Annotated in this window: 18 protein-coding genes and 2 pseudogenes; 10 read left to right on the top strand and 10 right to left on the bottom strand. The window is 72.2% G+C overall.

Translation table 11 applies throughout. The features are described 5' to 3' along the window. Window positions 1–73: 73 nt before the first annotated feature. From OG386_RS08670 to OG386_RS08665, 3 genes are all read right to left on the bottom strand, one after another. A complete protein-coding gene (locus OG386_RS08670) occupies window positions 74–589 on the bottom strand; it encodes a DinB family protein (RefSeq protein ID WP_328787580.1) in 516 nt (171 codons plus the stop codon). 136 nt (window positions 590–725) lie between these two features. Beyond that, on the bottom strand, window positions 726–1,622 hold the full coding sequence (locus OG386_RS46910) for a zinc finger domain-containing protein (RefSeq protein ID WP_443053305.1): 897 nt from the start codon (window positions 1,620–1,622) through the stop codon (window positions 726–728). A gap of 80 nt (window positions 1,623–1,702) precedes the next feature. Next, window positions 1,703–2,092, bottom strand: a complete 390-nt coding sequence (locus OG386_RS08665) for a MerR family transcriptional regulator (protein WP_328787579.1) — start codon at window positions 2,090–2,092, stop codon at window positions 1,703–1,705. Window positions 2,093–2,171: 79 nt separating this feature from the next. Between OG386_RS08665 and OG386_RS08660 the strand changes: the two genes are divergently transcribed. Together OG386_RS08660 and OG386_RS08655 are read left to right on the top strand one after the other, a co-directional pair. Beyond that, the gene (locus OG386_RS08660; RefSeq protein ID WP_328787578.1) at window positions 2,172–3,359 is read left to right on the top strand and encodes an MFS transporter; all 1,188 of its coding nucleotides are present in this window, start codon (window positions 2,172–2,174) and stop codon (window positions 3,357–3,359) included. Between the two features lie 219 nt (window positions 3,360–3,578). Further along, the gene (locus tag OG386_RS08655; protein ID WP_328787577.1) at window positions 3,579–3,740 is read left to right on the top strand and encodes a hypothetical protein; all 162 of its coding nucleotides are present in this window, start codon (window positions 3,579–3,581) and stop codon (window positions 3,738–3,740) included. Window positions 3,741–4,532: 792 nt separating this feature from the next. Here the strand turns inward: OG386_RS08655 and OG386_RS08640 are convergent. Further along, window positions 4,533–4,705: pseudogene (locus OG386_RS08640) on the bottom strand (IS110 family transposase); the annotation flags it as partial. Window positions 4,706–5,008: 303 nt separating this feature from the next. On the opposite strand from OG386_RS08640, the gene panD reads away from it, so the two are divergent. From panD to OG386_RS08625, 3 genes are read left to right on the top strand one after another with little or no spacing between them, the layout of a single operon-like run. After that, window positions 5,009–5,428: an aspartate 1-decarboxylase gene (panD, locus tag OG386_RS08635; RefSeq protein ID WP_328787576.1), complete on the top strand. Its 420-nt coding sequence runs from the start codon at window positions 5,009–5,011 to the stop codon at window positions 5,426–5,428. A gap of 15 nt (window positions 5,429–5,443) precedes the next feature. Next, window positions 5,444–5,785, top strand: a complete 342-nt coding sequence (locus tag OG386_RS08630) for a GNAT family N-acetyltransferase (protein WP_328787575.1) — start codon at window positions 5,444–5,446, stop codon at window positions 5,783–5,785. Then, window positions 5,782–6,411 carry an aspartate/glutamate racemase family protein gene (locus tag OG386_RS08625; protein ID WP_328787574.1) on the top strand — a complete coding sequence of 210 codons (630 nt, stop codon included), beginning with the start codon at window positions 5,782–5,784 and terminating at the stop codon, window positions 6,409–6,411. Before OG386_RS08630 ends, OG386_RS08625 begins: the two co-directional genes overlap by 4 nt. Window positions 6,412–6,642: 231 nt before the next feature. Here OG386_RS08625 and gndA read toward each other — a convergent pair whose 3' ends face one another. Then, window positions 6,643–8,088 carry an NADP-dependent phosphogluconate dehydrogenase gene (gndA, locus tag OG386_RS08620; RefSeq protein WP_328787573.1) on the bottom strand — a complete coding sequence of 482 codons (1,446 nt, stop codon included), beginning with the start codon at window positions 8,086–8,088 and terminating at the stop codon, window positions 6,643–6,645. 198 nt (window positions 8,089–8,286) lie between these two features. Here gndA and OG386_RS08615 point away from each other — a divergent pair, with 198 nt between their 5' ends. Next, window positions 8,287–9,636 carry a transglycosylase family protein gene (locus OG386_RS08615; RefSeq protein ID WP_328787572.1) on the top strand — a complete coding sequence of 450 codons (1,350 nt, stop codon included), beginning with the start codon at window positions 8,287–8,289 and terminating at the stop codon, window positions 9,634–9,636. A gap of 24 nt (window positions 9,637–9,660) precedes the next feature. On the opposite strand, the pseudogene OG386_RS08610 reads toward OG386_RS08615, so the two are convergent. Next, window positions 9,661–10,473: pseudogene (locus OG386_RS08610) on the bottom strand (DMT family transporter); the annotation flags it as partial. Between the two features lie 291 nt (window positions 10,474–10,764). On the opposite strand from OG386_RS08610, the gene OG386_RS08605 reads away from it, so the two are divergent. Continuing rightward, window positions 10,765–12,264, top strand: a complete 1,500-nt coding sequence (locus tag OG386_RS08605) for an SDR family NAD(P)-dependent oxidoreductase (protein WP_328787571.1) — start codon at window positions 10,765–10,767, stop codon at window positions 12,262–12,264. A 27-nt stretch (window positions 12,265–12,291) separates the two neighbouring features. On the opposite strand, the gene OG386_RS08600 is transcribed toward OG386_RS08605, so the two are convergent. Continuing rightward, a complete protein-coding gene (locus OG386_RS08600) occupies window positions 12,292–12,783 on the bottom strand; it encodes a hypothetical protein (protein ID WP_328787570.1) in 492 nt (163 codons plus the stop codon). A 329-nt stretch (window positions 12,784–13,112) separates the two neighbouring features. Here OG386_RS08600 and OG386_RS08595 point away from each other — a divergent pair, with 329 nt between their 5' ends. After that, window positions 13,113–13,286, top strand: coding sequence for a hypothetical protein (locus tag OG386_RS08595; protein ID WP_162500713.1), 174 nt, complete (start codon window positions 13,113–13,115; stop codon window positions 13,284–13,286). A gap of 211 nt (window positions 13,287–13,497) precedes the next feature. Then, window positions 13,498–14,481, top strand: coding sequence for an NAD-dependent epimerase/dehydratase family protein (locus OG386_RS08590; protein WP_328787569.1), 984 nt, complete (start codon window positions 13,498–13,500; stop codon window positions 14,479–14,481). On the opposite strand, the gene OG386_RS08585 is transcribed toward OG386_RS08590, so the two are convergent. Genes OG386_RS08585 through OG386_RS08575 form a run of 3 tightly spaced genes read right to left on the bottom strand, consistent with a single transcriptional unit; the run spans window position 14,467 to window position 17,398 of the window. After that, on the bottom strand, window positions 14,467–15,906 hold the full coding sequence (locus OG386_RS08585) for a lipase maturation factor family protein (RefSeq protein WP_328787568.1): 1,440 nt from the start codon (window positions 15,904–15,906) through the stop codon (window positions 14,467–14,469). The genes OG386_RS08590 and OG386_RS08585 overlap by 15 nt on opposite strands. Before the next feature lie 20 nt (window positions 15,907–15,926). Next, window positions 15,927–16,460, bottom strand: a complete 534-nt coding sequence (locus OG386_RS08580) for a DUF1990 family protein (RefSeq protein ID WP_328787567.1) — start codon at window positions 16,458–16,460, stop codon at window positions 15,927–15,929. Further along, a complete protein-coding gene (locus OG386_RS08575; RefSeq protein WP_328787566.1) occupies window positions 16,457–17,398 on the bottom strand; it encodes a YndJ family protein in 942 nt (313 codons plus the stop codon). Before OG386_RS08575 ends, OG386_RS08580 begins: the two co-directional genes overlap by 4 nt. 164 nt (window positions 17,399–17,562) lie before the next feature. Between OG386_RS08575 and OG386_RS08570 the strand changes: the two genes are divergently transcribed. Next, complete coding sequence (locus tag OG386_RS08570; RefSeq protein WP_328787565.1) at window positions 17,563–18,873, top strand: DUF6777 domain-containing protein; 1,311 nt, start codon at window positions 17,563–17,565, stop codon at window positions 18,871–18,873. Window positions 18,874–18,876: the final 3 nt, after the last annotated feature.

Genomic DNA, 18,876 nt, shown 5'->3' with positions numbered 1-18,876 from the left:
CGGGCTCTCCCGCATTGGTCGTGAGGCGTGTTGGTCCGGCTCCTGAGGGAAGGGCCCGCTTCGCGGAGCTGCGCTAGTAGTAGCCCTTCGTGCCGTCGAGCAGCTCCCGGACGATGTCCGCGTGCCCGGCGTGTCGCCCCGTCTCCTCGACGAGGTGGATCAGAATCCAGCGGAGGTTGGCGCTGCCGTCGTGGAAGTCGGGGTGGCGGCCGGCGTCGTCCAGGTCGGCTGCGGCAACGATCTCGTTGCTGCGGGCGCACTGGGCCTCGTACTCCGCGAGGAGCTCTGCGAGGGGGCGGCCGTCGGTGTGCCAGTCGGCGTTCTTGCTTGACTCGTCGAATGCGGGGTTCTGCTTCTTATCGCCGCCGAGGAACAGCACTTCCATCCATATGTGCTCGGTCCAGCGCATGTGGGAGATGAGACCGGCCATCGTCATGGCCGGTGAGGTCGGGATGACCGGGCGGCGCGCGTCCTCGTCGCTCAGCCCTTTGCATTTCCAGCGCAGGATCTGCCGCTGCAGGTCCAACCAGCCGATGAGCGCGGTGCGTTCGTCCGCTTGGAGCGGGGGGCGTTTCAGTTCCGATGACATGCCAGCGCACGCTACCAGGGCGGTCGGGAGGGGCACCTGGATGACGGGCTCACTGGTGATCTTCGCATCATGCCGCGGGGCGGGCCCTCCTCTTCGCAGTTCAAGGCGTCGCCCCAGCGACATCACGCATCAAACCTCAGTAACAGGGCGAGGACCCAGCCGGGGCCGCCCTGCCCGCCCTGCCCGCCCCACCCGCCCCGCCCCGCACCCCGGCCGCCCGAGGACATCCTCGCCGCCCCGAGCTCAACGCGTGCCGCAGTGCGAGGGCGTTCAGGCTCTGCCACAAGGGGCCCGTCGGCATGCTGCGAGGGTCTCTGCCACGAATGCCCGACCGTCCTCGACGCCGCGCCCGGGTGCAGACGACGCGGCGGCAACTTCCCCCTTCGTTCAGGAGAAGCGAGCGCTCTTTCCGGCACAGTCCGACCTCAACCCTCCCGGCGGCGGCAGCAGCGTTTCGCCGGGCGAGAGGACTCGAACGGACCGACCCCGCCGTAGGCGTACGCCCACCCGCTGTAGCGCACCGACTTCCCGGCCGAGCGAAGCGGCGCACGGACGTGCTGCGCGAGTACGAGAGATTCAGTTCGGCCGTGTTCTCGACCGTCTCACCGTTCGCGCGGCGGCGGAGCACCGTGTGCACCATGTCGTCGGTGATGACCGGCGGCCGGCCACCGTTTCCCTTGTGCGCCGCGGCGTCCAGCCCTTCGAGGGTGGGCTCCCGGATGTACTCCCGCTCCGTCTCCGCCATCGCCGCGAAGAACCCGAACAGCAGGCGTCCCGGCCAGCTGGGGCCGTACATCCCCTGTAGGGGGCCGGCGAGCAGCTCCAGGACCAGGCCGTGGGCGGCGGGTGTCGGTACGCGCAGGAGTTTCGCGAGCCGGGGCACCTTGGTGAAGCGCCCGGTGTGATAGGTGCCAGCGGCCGCGCCGGAGCGCGAGCGGCAGGGTGAACCTGGAGCTGCGTGACGGCGTGGGCAGGGGTGGAAATTCCCAGAACAGGCCTGCTTCCACTTTTGAGCGAGAACGAGTTGTGACAGCGAATCGGCGCTTCGGACCGCCCCCGTCGACCGTTCTTGACCTTGCTCCGGGAAAGGGTCGTTTGTGAGAGCCGATTCGTTTACACGTCGAGTGAGGCCAGTGCCCGGCGAGTGACGTCGGCCGGGGCCGCAGCGATGACGTCATTGAGTGCGTCCATGGAGGTCTGGAGGTCGCTGATGACCCGAGCGATGCGGTCGCGCTCCTGGTGGAGGTCGGCGAGCAGGTCCGAGCAGGTGGGGACGAGGCGGTCGCCGGCGTCCCGCAGGCACGGCAGGACCGTGGTGATCGTTGAGGTGCCCAGGCCCGCGGCCAGCAGGCTGCGGATGCGGCGGACGATGGCAACGTCCTCTTCGACGTATTCCCGGTATCCGCTGGGGCGCCGCTGCGGGTGGAGCAGACCCTGTTCCTCGTAGTAGCGCAGCAGGTGCACGGCCACGCCGGTCCGTCGGGACAGCTCACCGATGCGCACACGGACCTCCTGATGGTCGCGCGGGCTTTGCCCGTTCGACTTGACTCTCATACCGATGTGAGACTTTAGCGTCTGCGGCATGAAGGTGAACAAGGGTTTCGCGACGCTCGCCGCGTTGTGCGCGAGCGTCTTTGTCGTGGGTACTTCGGAGTACCTGATCGCCGGACTGTTGCCCCAGGTCGGCGCTGATCTGGATGTCTCTGTGGGCACCGCCGGACAAGCGGTGACCGCATACGCGCTCGGAGTCGTGATCGGAGGGCCGCTCATGGCCCTGCTGACCTCGCGTCTGCCGCGCAAGGGGCTCGCCATCGGCCTGATGCTGCTGTTCGCGGCGGGCAGTGCGATCAGCGCCGTGGCGCCGTCGTTCGGCCTGCTCCTGGTGGGCCGCGTGGTCTCCTCGCTCAGTCACGCCGCGTTCCTGGCCCTGGCGCTGGTGACGGCGACCCGGGTGGTCCCGGCCGAGAAGACGGGCTCGGCCATCGCCACCGTCGCCTCCGGCTTCACCGTGGCCACGCTCCTCGGAGTACCCCTGGGGTCACTGCTCGGGCAGGGCGCCGGATGGCGGGCTCCGTTCGCCGTGCTGACGGTTCTGTCCCTGGTGGGCACCGTGCTGCTTGCCGCCGTACTGCCCCGGCAGGAAGCACCGTCCACGCGACTGCGCGAAGAGATACGCGTAGTGGCACGTCGGCCGGTCATGCTCGCCATCGCCACCACCGCGGTGGGCTTCTCCGGCGTCGCCACGGTGTTCACCTACATCGCCCCGCTGCTGACCCGCGTCTCCGGCTTCTCCGCCGAGGCGGTCTCCGGTCTGCTGCTCGCCTACGGCGCGGGCAGCTTCCTCGGCAACCTCACGGCCGGAAAGCTGACCGACAAGTCGATGAGCGCCACCGTACGCGGGGTCTTCGGCGGGCTGGCCGGGACGCTCTTGCTCGTCCCGTTCGCCGTGGTGTGGCAGCCCACCGCGGTGGCCGCGGTCCTGGTACTCGGCCTGCTCGCCACCGCGACCATCGCCCCGCTGCAGGGACTGATCCTGCACCACGCGGGCGCCGCCCCCAATTTGGCGGTCTCCGTCAACGTGGGTGCCTTCAACCTCGGGGCCGCAGCGGGCTCGGTCATCGGCGGCGCGATCGTCGCCGCCGGCGCTCTGCGGTGGACCGGCCTGGCGGGCGCGGTACTGAGCCTGATCGGACTGGCCCTGACCCATCTCGTCCTGCCCCGGACACGGACGTCGGTGAAGGACGCCGCACACGAAGCTTCGGTCACCTGATTCCCTGTCCACTCCCCTCGCATAGGAGGTCGCCATGTACGCGATCCAGATCGCTCGTCACGGCGGGCCCGAAGTCCTGTCCGTCCGGGAGGTTCCCCAGCCCACTCCAGGAGTCGGCGAAGTACTGATCCGTACCGTCGCCAGCAGCCTGAACCCGGTGGACTGGAAAACCTGCGCAGGGGAAGTCGGGCCCCAACTCCCCGCCACCTCGGGGTGGCGATGTCCGCACAGGTCGCCACCAGCCGCGGTACCTGGGCCGAGCAGGTCTCCCTGCCCGCCCGGCTGCTGGCGGCCGCACCCACCACACTTGCGCTGGCCGGGGTCACGGCGCTGCAGGCCCTGAGCCGGGCAGCGACAGCGCCCGGCGGTCCGCATCGGTGAGCCTACGCCGGGGCTCCGCGCACACGACGTACCGGACAACCGACCCGCACACCGGCACCGCGCGGTACTTCACGGGCAGCCCGTACAACGCCTCGCCGGCGTACTGGCTCACCGAGATCGACGACCGCAACGGCAACGGCATCACCTACAGCCGGCAGAGCGCCGACGCACCCGCCACGGTCAGCCATGACGGCGGCTACCAGGCGCAGGCCGTCACCGGCCGGGGGCGCATCGAGTCGCTCCTGCCGCGCACTCCGTCGGGACCGTCACCGTTCTGGCGTACAACTGCGACGAGCGAGGCAACCCGAACGCCGTCACCAACTCCTGCGGCCTGCCGCTCCGCTTCACCTACGACGACGCCGACCGCATCACCTCGTGGACCGACCCGCAACGGCTCGACCTTCCGGTACGTGTACGACGGCGCCGGCTGCGTCGTGGAAACCATCGGACCGGACGGCTACATGTCGTCCTCGTTCGCCTACGACGCCTACGACCGCGTCCTTGCCGAGACGGACCCGCTGGGTCGGACCACGACCGTCGAGTACACCCACTTCGACCTTCCCGCGGCCCGCACCGCACCCGATGGTGTCCGGCACGATTTCCGGCACGACTCCGAGCTCCGCCTGACCGAGGTCACCAACGCCCAGGGCCTCACCTGGCGCTACGGCTATGACTCCACCGGACAGTTGGCCTCGGAGACCGACTTCAACGGGCACACACTCGCCTATGCCCATGACCCCGCGTCGCAGGGTGTCGCGCACGGCGCTGCGGCCGCAGCAGGGCGACCGGTCACCGTCTGCCGGCCTTGTGTATCCGGGCCGGTGACCCGAACCGCTCCAGCAGAGTCAACACGGCCGGCTGCTGCAACCGCGGCCCAGGACCCGTTCCGGCGCCGCATGGATCTGGGTCAGGGGGCCGTGGAGCCGGTTCGCGACCCGAGCGGCCACGCCGGCCAGGTCGTCGTCGCCGTCGATCGCCCGCGGCGTGTGGGGCTGCGACGTGCGCGAGGCGCCGACTTCCGCTGAATCCCTTGCCGTCTTCACTGTGTTCTCGATGAAGACGCCTGTTAGCTGTCTGTGATCACGAGCACCTCGGTCCGAGCAGTCCCCGCGCTGCCCGATGATGCGCCAGAAGAGTCAGCAATCAGTCAGCGCGAGTCCTGAAAGACCTGGGGAAAGCTGACCGGACTTGCGGATCGTTGTAGGCTCCGGGCATCGCCCTTGACCTGCGGAAAGCAGGCAGGGAGCAGACATTTCGGGAGTTACTACATGATGCGCACCATGTTCAAGTCCAAGATCCACCGGGCTACCGTCACCCAGGCCGACCTGCACTACGTCGGCTCCGTCACCGTCGACGCCGACCTGCTGGACGCGGCCGATCTGCTGCCCGGAGAGCTCGTCCACATCGTGGACATCACCAACGGGGCGCGGCTGGAGACCTACGTCATCGAAGGGGAGCGCGGGTCCGGGGTGATCGGGATCAACGGCGCCGCCGCCCACCTGGTGCACCCCGGGGACCTGGTCATCCTCATCAGCTACGCGCAGGTCGAGGATGCCGAGGCCCGGGCGTTCGAGCCCCGCGTCGTGCACGTGGACGGTGACAACCGGATCGTCGAGCTGGGTGCGGACCCGTCCGCTCCGGTGCCGGGTACGGACCAGCGGCGCAGCCCGCACGCTGTGGCTGTCTGAGGGGAGTCGGGGATCATGTCGATCGAGTTCCAGGACGACCGTGAGGCCGGACGGCTGCTCGCCGTCGAGGACGGGGCGGTGGTCGGCCACATCGCGTACTTCGTGCTCGCCGACGCGCCCCACGCCCTTGTCGCGGTGCACACCATCGTCGAGCAGGGGCACGAGGGCCGCGGTATCGCGGGCGGGCTGGTGAGGACCTTCTACGGGATCGCCGCTGCCGAGGGGGTGCCCGTGGTGCCGCTCTGCCCGTATGCGGCGAGCTGGGCTGCCAAACACCCCGACGAGGCGCCCGAGCCGGCCGCCGAGGTCGTACGGGCGGCCAAGGCGCAGCTCGCCGCGTCCCCCGACCTCGTGTGACCGATCTGCTCCTGCTGCACACCTCGCCCGTGCACGTCCCGGTCTTCGACGCCCTGCGCGACCGGAACCATCCGGGGGCCGTCCTCGGGCACCTGGTGGTGCCGGAGCTGCTGGACCGGGCCCGCGCCGAAGGGCCGGAGTCGGTGGCTCCGGCCCTCCGGGGGCTGCTGCTCCCGCACACGGGGTCGCCCGTGCTGGTCACCTGCTCGACCATCGGGGCGACCGCGGAGCTGCTGGCTCCGGCGCTCGGCGTCCCGGTACTCCGGGTGGACCGGCCGATGGCGGCCGCCGCGGTCCGGGCGGGGACGCGGATCGCCGTACTGGCCGCCCTGGAGTCGACCCTCGCCCCGACCTGCGAACTGCTGGCCGAGGAGGCCGGTGAACGGCCCGTGTCGATCGAAACGCACCTGGTCGCCGGCGCCTGGGACCGCTTCGAGGTCGGGGACACCGCCGGCTACCTCGCCCGCGTCGCCGCGGCCGCCGACTCCGTCACCGGCGCGGACGTCATCGTGTTGGCCCAGGCCTCCATGGTCGGGGCCGCGGACCTGGCCACGAGCCCGCTCCCGGTGCTCTCCAGCCCGGCTCCGGGCCTGGCCGCGGGCCTGGCGATGCGCTCGGCCGCGTAGGGCAGGCATATCGGCCGGAATCGCGGGAAGGTGGGCCGTATGGTGCGAAAGCGAGATGTAGAAGGAACGCAGCCGCCCGTCCCGGGGCCGGGCCCCTTCCCCGATCCCGAGCCCATTCCCCGGCCCGTGCCGCCCGTGCCCGCCCCGGTGCCCGAGCCGGACCCGGTCCCCGCGCCGCCGGGGCCCGCGCCGATCCCTCAGCCCGGGCCCCTCAGCTAGTGCGGCGAGCGGCTACGACGTGCGGACCTCGGAGCGGTCGCCGCTCCAGTGGGTGTGGAACGAGCCCTCGCGGTCGGTCCGACGGTAGGTGTGCGCTCCGAAGAAGTCCCGCTGCCCCTGGGTGAGGGCCGCGGGCAGCCGCTCCGCGCGCAGCGCGTCGTAGTAGGCCAGTGAGGCCGCGAAGGCGGGAACCGGGATGCCCTGGCGCACCGCCGCCACCAGGACGGACCGCCAGCCGTCCTGGGCGGCCGCGATCTCCTCGGCGAAGTGTGCGTCCGCCAGCAGGCTCGGCAGCTGCGGCCGCGCGTCGTACGCCGCCCGGATCCGGTCCAGGAACGCGGCCCGGATGATGCAGCCGCCGCGCCACAGCGAAGCCACGGCGCCCAGGTCCACGTTCCAGCCGTACTCCTCGCTGCCGGCCCGGATCTGGTGGAAGCCCTGGGTGTACGAGACGATCTTCGACGCGTACAGCGCCTGCTCCACATCGGCAGCGAAGGCCTCCGCGGCCTCCGGTGCGAGCACGGCAGCGGTCGGGCCCGCCAGCCCGCGCGCGGCGTCGCGCAGGTCCGCGTGGCCCGAGACCGCGCGGGCGAAGACCGCCTCGGCGATCCCCGACACCGGGACCCCGAGGTCGAGGGCGATCTGCACGGTCCAGCGGCCGGTCCCCTTCTGCTCGGCGGCGTCGGCCACGACGTCGACGTACGGGCGCCCGGTCGCGGCGTCCGTGTGGGCGAGCACCTCCGCCGTGATCTCGATCAGGTACGAGTCCAGGCGCCCCCGGTTCCAGGCCCGGAAGGTCTCCGCGATCTTCGCGGGGGAGTAGCCCGCGACCTCGCGCAGCAGGTGGTAGGCCTCGGCTATGAGCTGCATGTCGGCGTACTCGATGCCGTTGTGCACCATCTTGACGAAGTGTCCGGCGCCGTCGGGCCCCACGTGCGAGGTGCACGGCGTGCCGTCGGCGGCCTTCGCGGAGATCTTCTCCAGCAGCGGCCCGAGGGAGGCGTACGACGTCGTCGAGCCGCCCGGCATGATGCTCGGGCCCAGCAGCGCGCCCTCCTCGCCGCCGGAGATGCCCACACCCACGAAGTGGAGGCCGCGCTCGCGCAGTTCCCGCTCGCGGCGCCGGGTGTCCTCGAAGTGCGCGTTGCCGCCGTCGATGATGACGTCGCCCTCCTCCAGGAGCGGGACGAACTCGCGGATCACGGCATCGGTCGGCTCCCCGGCCTTCACCATGATGACGATGCGCCGGGGGCGCTCCAGCGCGTCGACGAACTCCTTCGCCGACCCGGCCGCCACGAAGGCGCCCTCGTGCCCGAACTCCTCGACCAGCGCGGTGGCCTTGGCCGCGGTGCGGTTGTGGACGGCCACGGTGAATCCGTTGCGGGCGAAGTTGCGGGCGAGGTTGCTGCCCATGACAGCGAGTCCGGTGACGCCGATCTGGGCTGTGCTGGTGCTCATCGGTGCGCTCCTGCTTGCTTCGGTGTGCCTTCGGTGGGCGGGGAGCACCGAAGCTACCCCCCGCAGGGACCCCCGTGGATCTTTTACTCATGGAGGTACAGTCAAGTTCCCTCGGCGTGCGCCCCGTTGCGCCTCTTGTCACGCTCTGATCGTGACGTTAAGTTGTGCGGTTCCTGATGTCTTCGAGGGGGGGCTCCCATGGGTGTACGGGGCCGGCACCGCCGGTATCAGCCGAGCAGCATCAACCGTGCCTCACTGGCCGTCACCGCCGGCGGGGCGGGGATCGCGCTCCCGCTCATCGGGGCCGGAGTCGCCCACGCGGCCTCCGTGGACACCTGGGACAAGGTCGCTTCCTGCGAGTCGACGAACAACTGGCGCATCAACACCGGCAACGGGTACTACGGCGGCCTCCAGTTCAGCCAGAGCACCTGGCGGGCCTTCGGCGGCACCGCCTACGCCCCGCGCGCCGACCTGGCCACCAAGGACCAGCAGATTGCGGTCGCGGAGAAGGTCCTGGGGGGTCAGGGGCCCGGCGCCTGGCCCAACTGCGGGAAGCAGGCCGGACTCACGCGCAGCGGCCCGGCGCCCGCCGTCACCCCGCAGACCAAGAGCCAGACCAAGAGCCAGACCCAGAACAAGACCCAGACGCAGGCGCAGAAGCAGAGCCTGACGCAGGGACAGGCCCCCGTGGCGCGGACGACCCCGGAGCAGGGCGGCGGACCGCGCCCGACGGGGACCTCCGTCCTGCCCAACCCGTACGTCGTCGCGCCCGGCGACTCGCTCTCCGCGATCGCCACCGACCAGCACGTCGAGGGCGGCTGGCAGGCGCTGTACGAGACCAACCGGACCACCATCGGCGGCAACCCGAACCTGATCTTCCCGGGCCAGCGGCTCACCCTTCGGGTCACCACGGGTCCGGCCCTGCCGCCGCCGCCGAGGCAGGACCCCGAGAAGCCGCCGCGGACCGCCGACCCGGTGACCCCCGGGGAGCCGGCCGCCGAGAAGCCGGCCGAGAAGCCGGCCGAGAAGCCGGCCGAGAAGCCCGCGCCCAAGCCGGCCGAGAAGCCCGTCGAGAAGCCGGCCGAGAAGCCGGTCGAAAAGCCCGCGCCGGAGCCCGCCTCAGCGCAGCAGAAGCCGGATGCCGGCGGATTCTCCGCCCCCGTCGACGCGGCCCTCGGCACCGCCTACCGCGTCTCGGGTTCCTCCTGGTCCAGCGGCTACCACACGGGCGTCGACTTTCCGGTGGCGACCGGCACCGCCGTCAAGTCGGTGGGACCCGGCCAGATCGTCTCCGCCGGCTGGGCCGGGGCCTACGGCTACCAGGTCGTCATCCGGCACACCGACGGCCGGTACTCCCAGTACGCCCACCTCTCCGCCCTCGGCGTCAAGGCCGGCCAGCAGGTCTCCGGAGGCCAGCGCATCGGCCGCTCCGGCTCGACTGGCAACACCACGGGCCCGCACCTGCACTTCGAGATGCGCACGGGACCCGGCTACGGCTCCGACATCGACCCGCTCAAGTACCTCCGTGGCCACGGGGTCCGCATCTGACCCGCGCACGTGCGAGGGCACGACGGTGAGCAGGATCAGGCCGGCCGCCGCGAGCGCGGCGCTGGCCACGGCCGCCGTCGCGCCCGCGGCCCCGTACCGGAAGCCCTCGTCGAACAGCATGATGCCGACCGTCGCCGCCACCACCGGGTTCACCACCGTCACCGTGGCCAGCGGCGCGGTCAGCCCGGCGCCCCGGTAGGCCGCCTGCGACAAGAGCAGCCCGCCGGCCGCCAGGACCGCGATCGCCGCGAGGTCCGGCCACAGACCGGGCAGCGCGCCCGGCCGGAAGTCCTCGGCCACCGACTTGGTGAACACGGAGGCCATGCCGAAGGCGGTACCGGCGGCCGAGGCCAGGAGCACGCTGTGCAGCACCGCCCGGTGCATCCGGTGCGCCGCCAGGAACAGCACCAGCACCGCGCCGGCGGTCACCACGAGCAGCAGGCGCCGCTCGTCCCCCGCCAGCGCCGGCTCGGCCCGTCCGCTCCCGCCGGTCAGAGCCAGCAGCCCGGCCAGGCCGACCGTGGCCAGCACCGCCCCGCGCCAGGCGGCCGCGCCCGCCCGGCGCCGTACGAAGACGGCGGCCATCGGCAGGGCGAAGACGATGGTCAGGGCGCCCAGCGGCTGGACCAGACTCAGCGGCCCGTACGCGAGGGCCACCACGTGCAACAGCGCACCGAGGCCGTTCAGCCCCACCGCCACCCACCACACGCCCCGGCGCAGCGGAGCGTACCGGCGGTCCGGCGTGCTCGCCGCGACCCGTTCCTGAACGATCGCGCCACCCGCGTACGCCAGGGCGGACACGAGGCAGAGCAGGACCGACAGCGCCAGTGCACTCATAAGCTCCACAATGCCCGACCCACCTGCGCTATTCCTCCGTCCACAGGTGGTGATCAGTCATACTCCCGACGTAGTACGGGAGTACGCAGCGTGGCCCCTCGGGCAGCGGAAAGCGACCCCCGCCAGGGCTCCGACGCCACCGGTCCGCCGCATACGGTGACGTCCCGCTCGCGGTGGGTGAGGGTATCGGGAGCGGGTTTGGCTCCGGGCGCGTGGGATCCGTACAGTTGCCCTTTTGAGGACTTCCGCAGCAGGCGGATGCGGACGAGTGATCAAGGAACGGCAGCGGCAATGACGGTGACCGAAGACAGCCAGCACTACGGCCACGACTCCGAGCCCGCCTACGGGCCCGGCATCGACCCCGACCGGCTGGCCCTCTGCCTCAGCGTGCTCGACGAGCTGGACAAGCTCGACGTCGACCACCCCGACGCGATCACCGTACGCCGCGCCACCGCCGGCCTCTACCGGACGGTCAAGCAGCGCCGCCGCCAGGAGCGCCGCGCCGCCAAGACCGCCAACGACAAGGCCGTCACCGAGGCCACCGCCACCGGCTCCGCCGAGCGCATCGACGACGAGACCGAGGGCATCCTGCCCTCCTCGGTCACGGAGGCCGGCCGGATCGCCGGGATACTCCAGCGCCCGCGCTCCTGCTACGTCTGCAAGACGCGGTACGTCGAGGTCGACTACTTCTACCACCAGCTCTGCCCGGGGTGCGCCGTCGAGAACCGGACCAGGCGGGAGGCCCGCGCCGACCTGACCGGCAAGCGCGCGCTGCTCACCGGCGGCCGGGCCAAGATCGGCATGTACATCGCGCTGCGGCTGCTGCGCGACGGCGCCCACACCACGATCACCACGCGCTTCCCCAAGGACGCCATCCGCCGCTTCAAGGCGATGGAGGACTCCGCGGACTGGATGCACCGCCTGGAGGTCGTCGGCATCGACCTGCGCGACCCGGCCCAGTCGGTGGCCCTCGCCGACCAGGTGTCCGCGGCCGGTCCGCTCGACATCCTGATCAACAACGCGACGCAGACCGTGCGCCGCCTGCCCAGCGCCTACGCGGCGCTCGTCGAGGGGGAGGCCGCCCCGCTGCCCGCCGGTGAGCTCCCCGCCCACCACGTCATCGGCGCCTTCAACTCCGGCGCGGTCGACGGCCTGGCGGCCCTGCCCGTCGGAGTGAGCGGCCTCGAGGCGCAGAAGGTCGCCGACCTCGCCCTGGTCGCGGGCAACGCCAGCCTCGAGCGGCACCTCGCCGGCACGGCCATCGACGCGGGCGGTCTGCTGCCCGACGTCGTCGACAGCAACACCTGGGTGCAGACCATCGACCAGATCTCCCCGGTGGAGCTGCTCGAGACCCAGCTGTGCAACTACACGTCGCCGTTCATCCTGATCAGCGCGCTTCGGCCGGCCATGGCGGACGCGGCCCGGAAGGCGGCCAACGGGCGGGCGTACATCGTCAACGTCTCGGCGATGGAAGGCGTCTTCAGCCGCGGCTACAAGGGCGCGGGGCACCCGAACACCAATGCCGCCAAGGCCGCGATGAACATGGTGACGCGGACCAGCGGTCAGGAGATGTTCCAGACCGACCGCATCCTGATGACCTCGGTCGACACCGGCTGGATCACCGACGAGCGCCCGCACTTCGACAAGCTGCGCCTTGCCGAGGAGGGCTTCCACGCCCCGCTCGACCTGGTCGACGGCGCGGCCCGGGTCTACGACCCGATCGTGCGCGGCGAGTCCGGCGAGGACCTGTTCGGCGTCTTCCTCAAGGACTACGCCCCGGCGAACTGGTAACCCCGGAGCCCGCTCCCCGTCCTAGTCCTACCGGGCCCCGTCCGGCACGCTCGACCCCCTCGACCCCTTCGGCGGACCGAGGGGGTCGAGTGCGTTCCCGGGGCGCGCGGCCCGGCAGGACCCGGCCGCGACCAGCTCCAGCAGCGGCTGCCAGTCCTCCAGCACGCCCGCGTCCAGGCCGGCCGCGGCGGCGGAGTCCCGGGCCTGGCACAGGGTGGCCACCGCCTCGGCGTCGTCGCCGTCGCCGTCGTGGTGTCCGACGTCCGCGCCGGCGGGCCGGTCCGGCGACTGGAGCCGTACCAGCCGGGCCACCCGCTCGCCCAGCAGTGGGCGGATCGACTCCGCCGCCACCCCGACGGTAACCGTCCCGTCACTCAGACGGAGCAAACGCCCGAGGCGGTGCACCAGGCCCGCGATCTGCAGTTCCTTGTCGAAGGGGTGCGAGCGGCGCAGCAGGGCCGCGGTCCGCAGACCCTGGTCGTCGGGGTCGGCGCGCAACAGCTCCATCAGCTCCAGCACGCTTGTGACATAAGGGACTTGAGCCTCGGACACTTTGGACCCCGCCACCGCCGACCCCCTCCGCCACACCCTGCACGTCCGGGGTCGAGCAGATCAGCCGCCACGTACCCGCAGACCCACGACTTGCTGAACTAGGAGCGAAAGTAAGAGGGCGCAGCGGATTTTGCCTTCCTATCGAGCGGAGGTCCGCTCATATGTGTACTCTGGGGCATCAAGACGGCCCCCATCCGGGCCGCGCTCCACTAAGGCGCCACCGCGTCCGGAAACCTTTCATCCCTTGCCCGGCGCGCGGTCCGCTTACCGGGTTACGCGACACGAAGGAGTGCGCGGTGACTGAGAAGACAAAGCCCGAACCGACGGTCATGGAGCGGACGGGAACGCGGGCGAAGCCCCGGACCGACGAACTCGGAAGCCTCGAGGTCTGGGCCCGATCCGCCCCGATCCGGCTGGCCGGGTACGAGGACGACCTGGCGGAAGCGCACATCCTGCCCGGTATCGACTAGTCCGCACAGCGGTGCCAAGCGCCCCCCGTGCCCACGCGCACCGGGGGCGCTGCCCTGCCCGCAGCGGCTCCTGCCCGCCCCCCGGCTCGCCGCCCGCCCGCGGCTCCCCGCCCGGTCCCGGTGAGGTTCCCCGCCCGGCTACGCCCTGAGCGTCTTCGCCGACGGCGATCACCGCTTCCGCCGCTCCGCCCGCCCCGGCAGGCTGGCGTCCATGAAACTGCTGATGCTGGGTGGTACCGAATTCGTCGGACGCGCGATCACCGAGGACGCCCTGACCCGGGGCTGGGAGGTGACCGTCTTCCACCGCGGACACCACGCGCCCCCGCCGGGCACCTCCGCCCTCCACGGGGACCGCACCGCCCCCGACGGGCTGGCCGCCCTCACCGCCGGCGAGTGGGACCTGGTCGTCGACACCTGGGGCGGCGCCCCCACGGCGGTGCGCGACAGCGCCCGCCTGCTGCGCGACCGTGCCGGACGGTACGCGTACGTCTCCAGCCGCTCGGTGTACGCCTACCCCGCCCCGGCCGGCCTGGCCGAGGACGGCCTTCTGGTCGGTGGCTCGCCGGACGCCGGGTCGACCGACTACCCCGAGGACAAGCGGGGCGGCGAACTCGCCGCCCTGGACGCCTTCGTGGACCGCGCCCTGCTCGTGCGCGCCGGACTGATCCTCGGCCCGTACGAGAACGTCGGCCGACTGCCGTGGTGGCTGGACCGCACCGCCCGCGGCGGCCCGGTGCTCGCCCCGGGACCGCGGGACCTCCCGATCCAGTACATCGACGTACGCGACCTCGCGCACTGGACCCTGGACGCCGCCGCGGCGGGGCGCTCGGGCGCGTACAACCTGGTCTCCCCGTCCGGGCACGCCACGATGGGCGGACTCCTCGACGCCTGCGCCACCACCACCGGGGGCGGCGCCGAACTGCGCTGGACCGACCCGGACCGGCTCCTGGAGGCGGGCGTGCAGCCCTGGACCGAGCTCCCGGTCTGGGTCCCCGAGGGCGAGGCCTACAACCACATGCACCGCGGCGACGTCTCCAAGGCGCTGGCGGCCGGCCTGACGTGCCGGCCGGTCGAGGAGACCGTGGCCGACACCTGGGCCTGGCTGCGCGCGCTCGGCGGAGCCGCCCCGCAGCGCCCCGACGTGCCGGCCAAGGGCATCTCCGCGGAGCGGGAGGCCGCACTACTCGGGCTCTGAGCGGCGTGCGTCCGCGAGCCGGGTCGGCGGGAGGTACTCGCGCACGAGCGTGCGGTGCCACCAGGCCCCCGTCTCGCGCAGCTCCCGCCAGGTGGTGAACCGGTAGCGGTACAGCAGGGCGCGGACGTGGCGGGGCGGGTCGTCCGGGAACGGGTTGTCGCGCAGCAGCCGCAACGTGTCCCGGTCGCCCGCCAGCAACCGCTCCACGAACGGCCCGAACCAGTCCCGCGCGTAGTCGGGGGAGATGGCGGCGAACCACATCAGCCAGTCGAGCCGCAGGTGGTACGGGGCGAACTGGCGCGGAAGGCGACCCGGTTCCCCCGGCTTGCCCCTGAACCCGTACTCGCGCCAGTCCCCGTCCGTGCGCGGCACCCGGTCCGCGGTGCCCTCCACCGCCACTTCCATCCGGACCCGGCCGACCGAGCCGAAGGCCCCGTAAGTGTTGACCAGGTGCAGCGCGTCGAAGGAGCGGTTCATCACCTGGCGGCGCGAGACCATGTTGAGCACCGGGTGCCGGCTGAGGAACAGGACGAGAACGGTCACCGCGCACACCAGGACCACGAACCACACGGGACCCGTGCGCGAGGCGGCCGCCGGGGGAGCGCCCGCGAGCCCGGTGAAGTCCACGGCCGAGACGGCCAGCGTGATCGTCAGCCAGTTCAGCCAGGCGAAATTGCCGGAGAGCACCAGCCACAGCTGCGTCGCGATGACGATCCCGGCGGCGTACGAGGCCACCGGCTGCAGGGTGAACAGGAGCACCGGGACGATCAGTTGGGTCACGTGGTTGGCCGCGCACTCCACCCGGTGCAGCGGCTTCGGCAGGTGGTGGAAGAACCAGCTCAGCGGCCCGGCCATGGGCTGCGTCTCGTGGTGGAAGTACAGGCAGGTCAGCTTGCGCCAGCAGGGGTCCCCGCGCATCTTGATCAGCCCGGCCCCGAATTCCACGCGGAAGAGCACCCAGCGCAGCAGCCACAGCACCAGCACGGGCGGACCGGCCCGCGCGTTGCCGAGGAAGACGGCGAGGAAGCCCACCTCCAGCAGGAGCGACTCCCAGCCGAAGGAGTACCAGGTCTGGCCCACGTTCACGATCGAGAGGTAGAGCAGCCACAGCACGGCCCACGTCGCCATGGCCGCGGCCAGCGGCACCTCGTCCCCGGCCCCGGCGGCCAGTGCCGCCGCCAGTGCCGCACCGGTCCAGGCGCAGCCGGCGAAGAGCCGGTCCGAGTAGCGCAGTTGGAACAGGCTCGGGGCGCGCCGGAAGGGCACGTACCGTACGTAGCGCGGTACGGGCGTCATGCCGTGCGCCCCGATCAGGGCCCGGAACTGCAGGGCGGCCCCGAGGAAGGCGACGAGGTAGACCCCGGCCAGGGCCCGCTGGAAGACCAGCCGGGCGAGCCAGTATCCGGGCGCCGTGAACCAGTCCATCGCCTCCAGTATCGGCTCGGTCAGCCGGTGGCGGCCAGCTTGCGCAGGTGGTGGCCGAGCCAGCGGGCGTAGCGCAGCTGGAGGAAGGGGACCACCGGGCCGGCGAGGCGGGTGTACCAGGTGTTCGGGTGGCTGAAGGCGGTGACCGTGAACCACACCGTGCCGTCGGGGTCCATGTCCACGAGGAAGGACTCCTCCCCGCACTCGGGGTGCCCGGCCAGGGTTCCGTAGGCGAAACCGATGCGGGTGGGCTCGTACGCGGTCCAGATCACCTCGCACGGAGCATCGATCCGCAGCGGCCCGAGGCCGATGCCGACGACCACCCGGCTGCCGGGCCGGACCGCGCCCGCATCGGACCGCACGCGCATTCCCGAGGTCCGGTGGGCCTGGAAGGTGGTGACCGCGGTTCCGGCGGCCTCGAAGACGGCCCGGCCGTGTCCGAGGCGGGCGCGGTGGTGCAGGTGGTTGTATCCGGCGGGCAGCGGCCGGTGGGCCGTCGCGCCCCGGTCGGGGTAGTTGACGGTGTCCCGGCCGGCGCTGATGAGGCGGGTCATGGCGAGGTCTCCATTCGGTCGCTGGTGCTGCTGCTGGCGGTGCGTGGTCGGCGGTCCGGGAGGCCGGTGGTGGTGGCACCCGGTCGGTGGTCCGGGCGGTCGGCGGTTCGCGCGTCGGTGGCGAGCCGGCGCCAGGCGAGCACCGAGCACAGGGCGAACCCGAGGGCGTTGCCGAGGCCGTGGGTGGCGGCCATCCAGGTCAGCGTGGGGTGGGTGATCCCCGTGGCCTCGCCGACCGCCCACCACAGGGCGAGCAGCATGGTGGCCACGAGCACGGCCGCCGAGGTGGCGAGCAGGGTCCGTGTGGTCCGGTCCGCGCCGGCGGGCCGGACCTCCCGCCAGGTGAGCAGGGCCACGGCCCACATCCCGCCGGTCAGGACCACCGCGCCCAGCAGCTCGGCCCAGTCGTCGACGAAGTAGCCGAGGAGGACGAGCAGGGTGCCCGCCGGGACGCTGTACGCGGCCCAGCGCGCGAGGCCGCCGGTCCCGGCGCGGCCGCCCACGGCGCGGCACACCAGCCCGGCGACCAGGGCGGCGGCGAACCCGGCGAAGTGGAAGTGGGGCACCGTCAGCGCCAGGATGTCGAGGTCGAAACCGAAGAGCCGGTACCCGGCGCGCTCGGCGACCAGGGCGGTGGCGGCGATCGACGGCGAGACCAGGGCGGTGGCGACGGCGATCGCGGGCGGGGTCAGGGAGCGGGCGCGCAGCAGTCGGACGGGGGCCCGGGCGGCGAGCGCCAGACAGGCCGCCGCGTACAGTGCGGCGAGCGCGGTGGCGGGCGTTCCGCGGGGCAGCCACAGGCACAGGGCTCCGGGTGCGGCGGCGAGCGGCCAGAAGCGGGCCGTGCGCAGGAGCCGGGCCGGGTCGATGAGCCGCAGGCCGGCCGGGACGACGTGGAGCATGCCCAGGGTCACGATCATGTTCACCAGCACCGTCACCCTGGACTCCCCCCAATGCCGCGGCCGAACGCTTTGAACGCGTTCAATCCACACGGGTGAGCCTACGGCGTTCCTTGAACATGTTCAAGACGCTCTCCGGTTGCGGCTCCCGCGGGGATGCGGCAGACAAGAGGGGAGCAACCGGGGCGAACAGGGAGAATCAAGTGAACGGATCGTCACTTCCGACACCGCGTCAGGCATCGCGTCGTCATGCACCCGCCGGAGCCGCCCTCTTCGCCCTCCTCGGCCTCCTCGCCGCAGCGTGCGGCAGTCCCGAGCCGCCGGCGGGCGCCCCCGGAGCCGAGAGCCAGGAGGTCTACCTCCAGCCCGTGGCCTCCGCCGGCCCCGACCCCTTCACGGCCTCCTCGGCCACCGCCGAGTCCGCCCCGGTACAGCCCCCGCTGCCCAATCCGACGGGCCAGGGCATCCGGACCGTCAACGCGGCCACCCCCGGCCTGTACGGAGGCACGCAGCGGCTCGGCAGCTGCGACGTGGAGCAGCAGGTCCGCTTCCTGACCGACGACAAGGACAAGGCCCAGGCCTTCGCCGAAGCGTCGAACATCGACGTGGGGAAGATCCCCGAATTCCTGCGCGGCCTGACGCCCGTCGTCCTGCGCGCCGACACCCGGGTCACCAACCACGCCTTCCGCGACGGAGCCGCCGACGGCTTCCAGTCCGTCCTCCAGGCCGGCACCGCCGTCCTCGTGGACGAGCACGGCATGCCCCGGGTCCGCTGCGGCTGCGGAAACCCGCTGGCCTCCCCGCGCACCGCCAAGGGATCCCCGGTGCACAAGGGCGACCCGTGGAGCGGCTACCAGGTCAACCAGGTCGTCGTCATCGAACCGACCACCCACGTGATCAACAACCTGGTGATCGTCAACATCGCCGACAACACGTGGATCGAGCGCAAGCGGGGCGACGACGGCGCGCAGGACCGGACCCCGAAGGTACTGCCCGCCTACGACCCGTCCGCCGGCATCCCGGACGGGCCCGTCAACCCGCCGGGGTCCGCGTCCGGCGACCCCTGCCCGCCGAACCAGGCCTCACCAGCCTCACCGGCCTCACCGAACGTCCCCGCGGCACCGGCTCCCGGGGCGACGGACTGCCCGCAAGACCCGCAGGCCGCGCAGAACCCGCCCGGCGGGAACCTGCCGCGGAAGCCGGGCGCGCCGTCGAACCCGTCCACCCGGCCGCAGCAACCGGAGCAGCCGCAGCAGCGGCCGCCGTCCGCCGATCCCGCGGACCCCCTGGCCGGCCTGCCGCCGCTGGACCCCGGTGAGCTGGGGCTGCTTCCCCCGGAGCCCGACGGATCGGGTCCGCTGCCCGCCGACCCCGCCGCCCCCGTCGATCCCTACAACCCGGACACCCCGTCCGACCTGTACGCCCCTTACAACCCGTCCGACCCCAACGCGGTCCCGGACCCGGACCTGCAGCCGCAGCCGTCGGACGGGGGCCATCCGCTGGAGAGCGCCTGACCG

The organism is Streptomyces sp. NBC_00273, assembly GCF_036178145.1.
In the GTDB taxonomy this organism is placed as follows: domain Bacteria; phylum Actinomycetota; class Actinomycetes; order Streptomycetales; family Streptomycetaceae; genus Streptomyces.
This window is presented reverse-complemented; position numbering and strand designations above follow the sequence as displayed.

Coding starts and splice junctions, on each gene's coding strand:
- OG386_RS08670 (WP_328787580.1), bottom strand. CDS start 589: ATGTCATCGGAACTGAAACGCCCCCCGCTCCAAGCGGACGAACGCACC.
- OG386_RS08660 (WP_328787578.1), top strand. CDS start 2,172: ATGAAGGTGAACAAGGGTTTCGCGACGCTCGCCGCGTTGTGCGCGAGC.
- OG386_RS08655 (WP_328787577.1), top strand. CDS start 3,579: ATGTCCGCACAGGTCGCCACCAGCCGCGGTACCTGGGCCGAGCAGGTC.
- panD (WP_328787576.1), top strand. CDS start 5,009: ATGATGCGCACCATGTTCAAGTCCAAGATCCACCGGGCTACCGTCACC.
- OG386_RS08630 (WP_328787575.1), top strand. CDS start 5,444: ATGTCGATCGAGTTCCAGGACGACCGTGAGGCCGGACGGCTGCTCGCC.
- gndA (WP_328787573.1), bottom strand. CDS start 8,088: ATGAGCACCAGCACAGCCCAGATCGGCGTCACCGGACTCGCTGTCATG.
- OG386_RS08615 (WP_328787572.1), top strand. CDS start 8,287: ATGGGTGTACGGGGCCGGCACCGCCGGTATCAGCCGAGCAGCATCAAC.
- OG386_RS08605 (WP_328787571.1), top strand. CDS start 10,765: ATGACGGTGACCGAAGACAGCCAGCACTACGGCCACGACTCCGAGCCC.
- OG386_RS08590 (WP_328787569.1), top strand. CDS start 13,498: ATGAAACTGCTGATGCTGGGTGGTACCGAATTCGTCGGACGCGCGATC.
- OG386_RS08585 (WP_328787568.1), bottom strand. CDS start 15,906: ATGGACTGGTTCACGGCGCCCGGATACTGGCTCGCCCGGCTGGTCTTC.
- OG386_RS08580 (WP_328787567.1), bottom strand. CDS start 16,460: ATGACCCGCCTCATCAGCGCCGGCCGGGACACCGTCAACTACCCCGAC.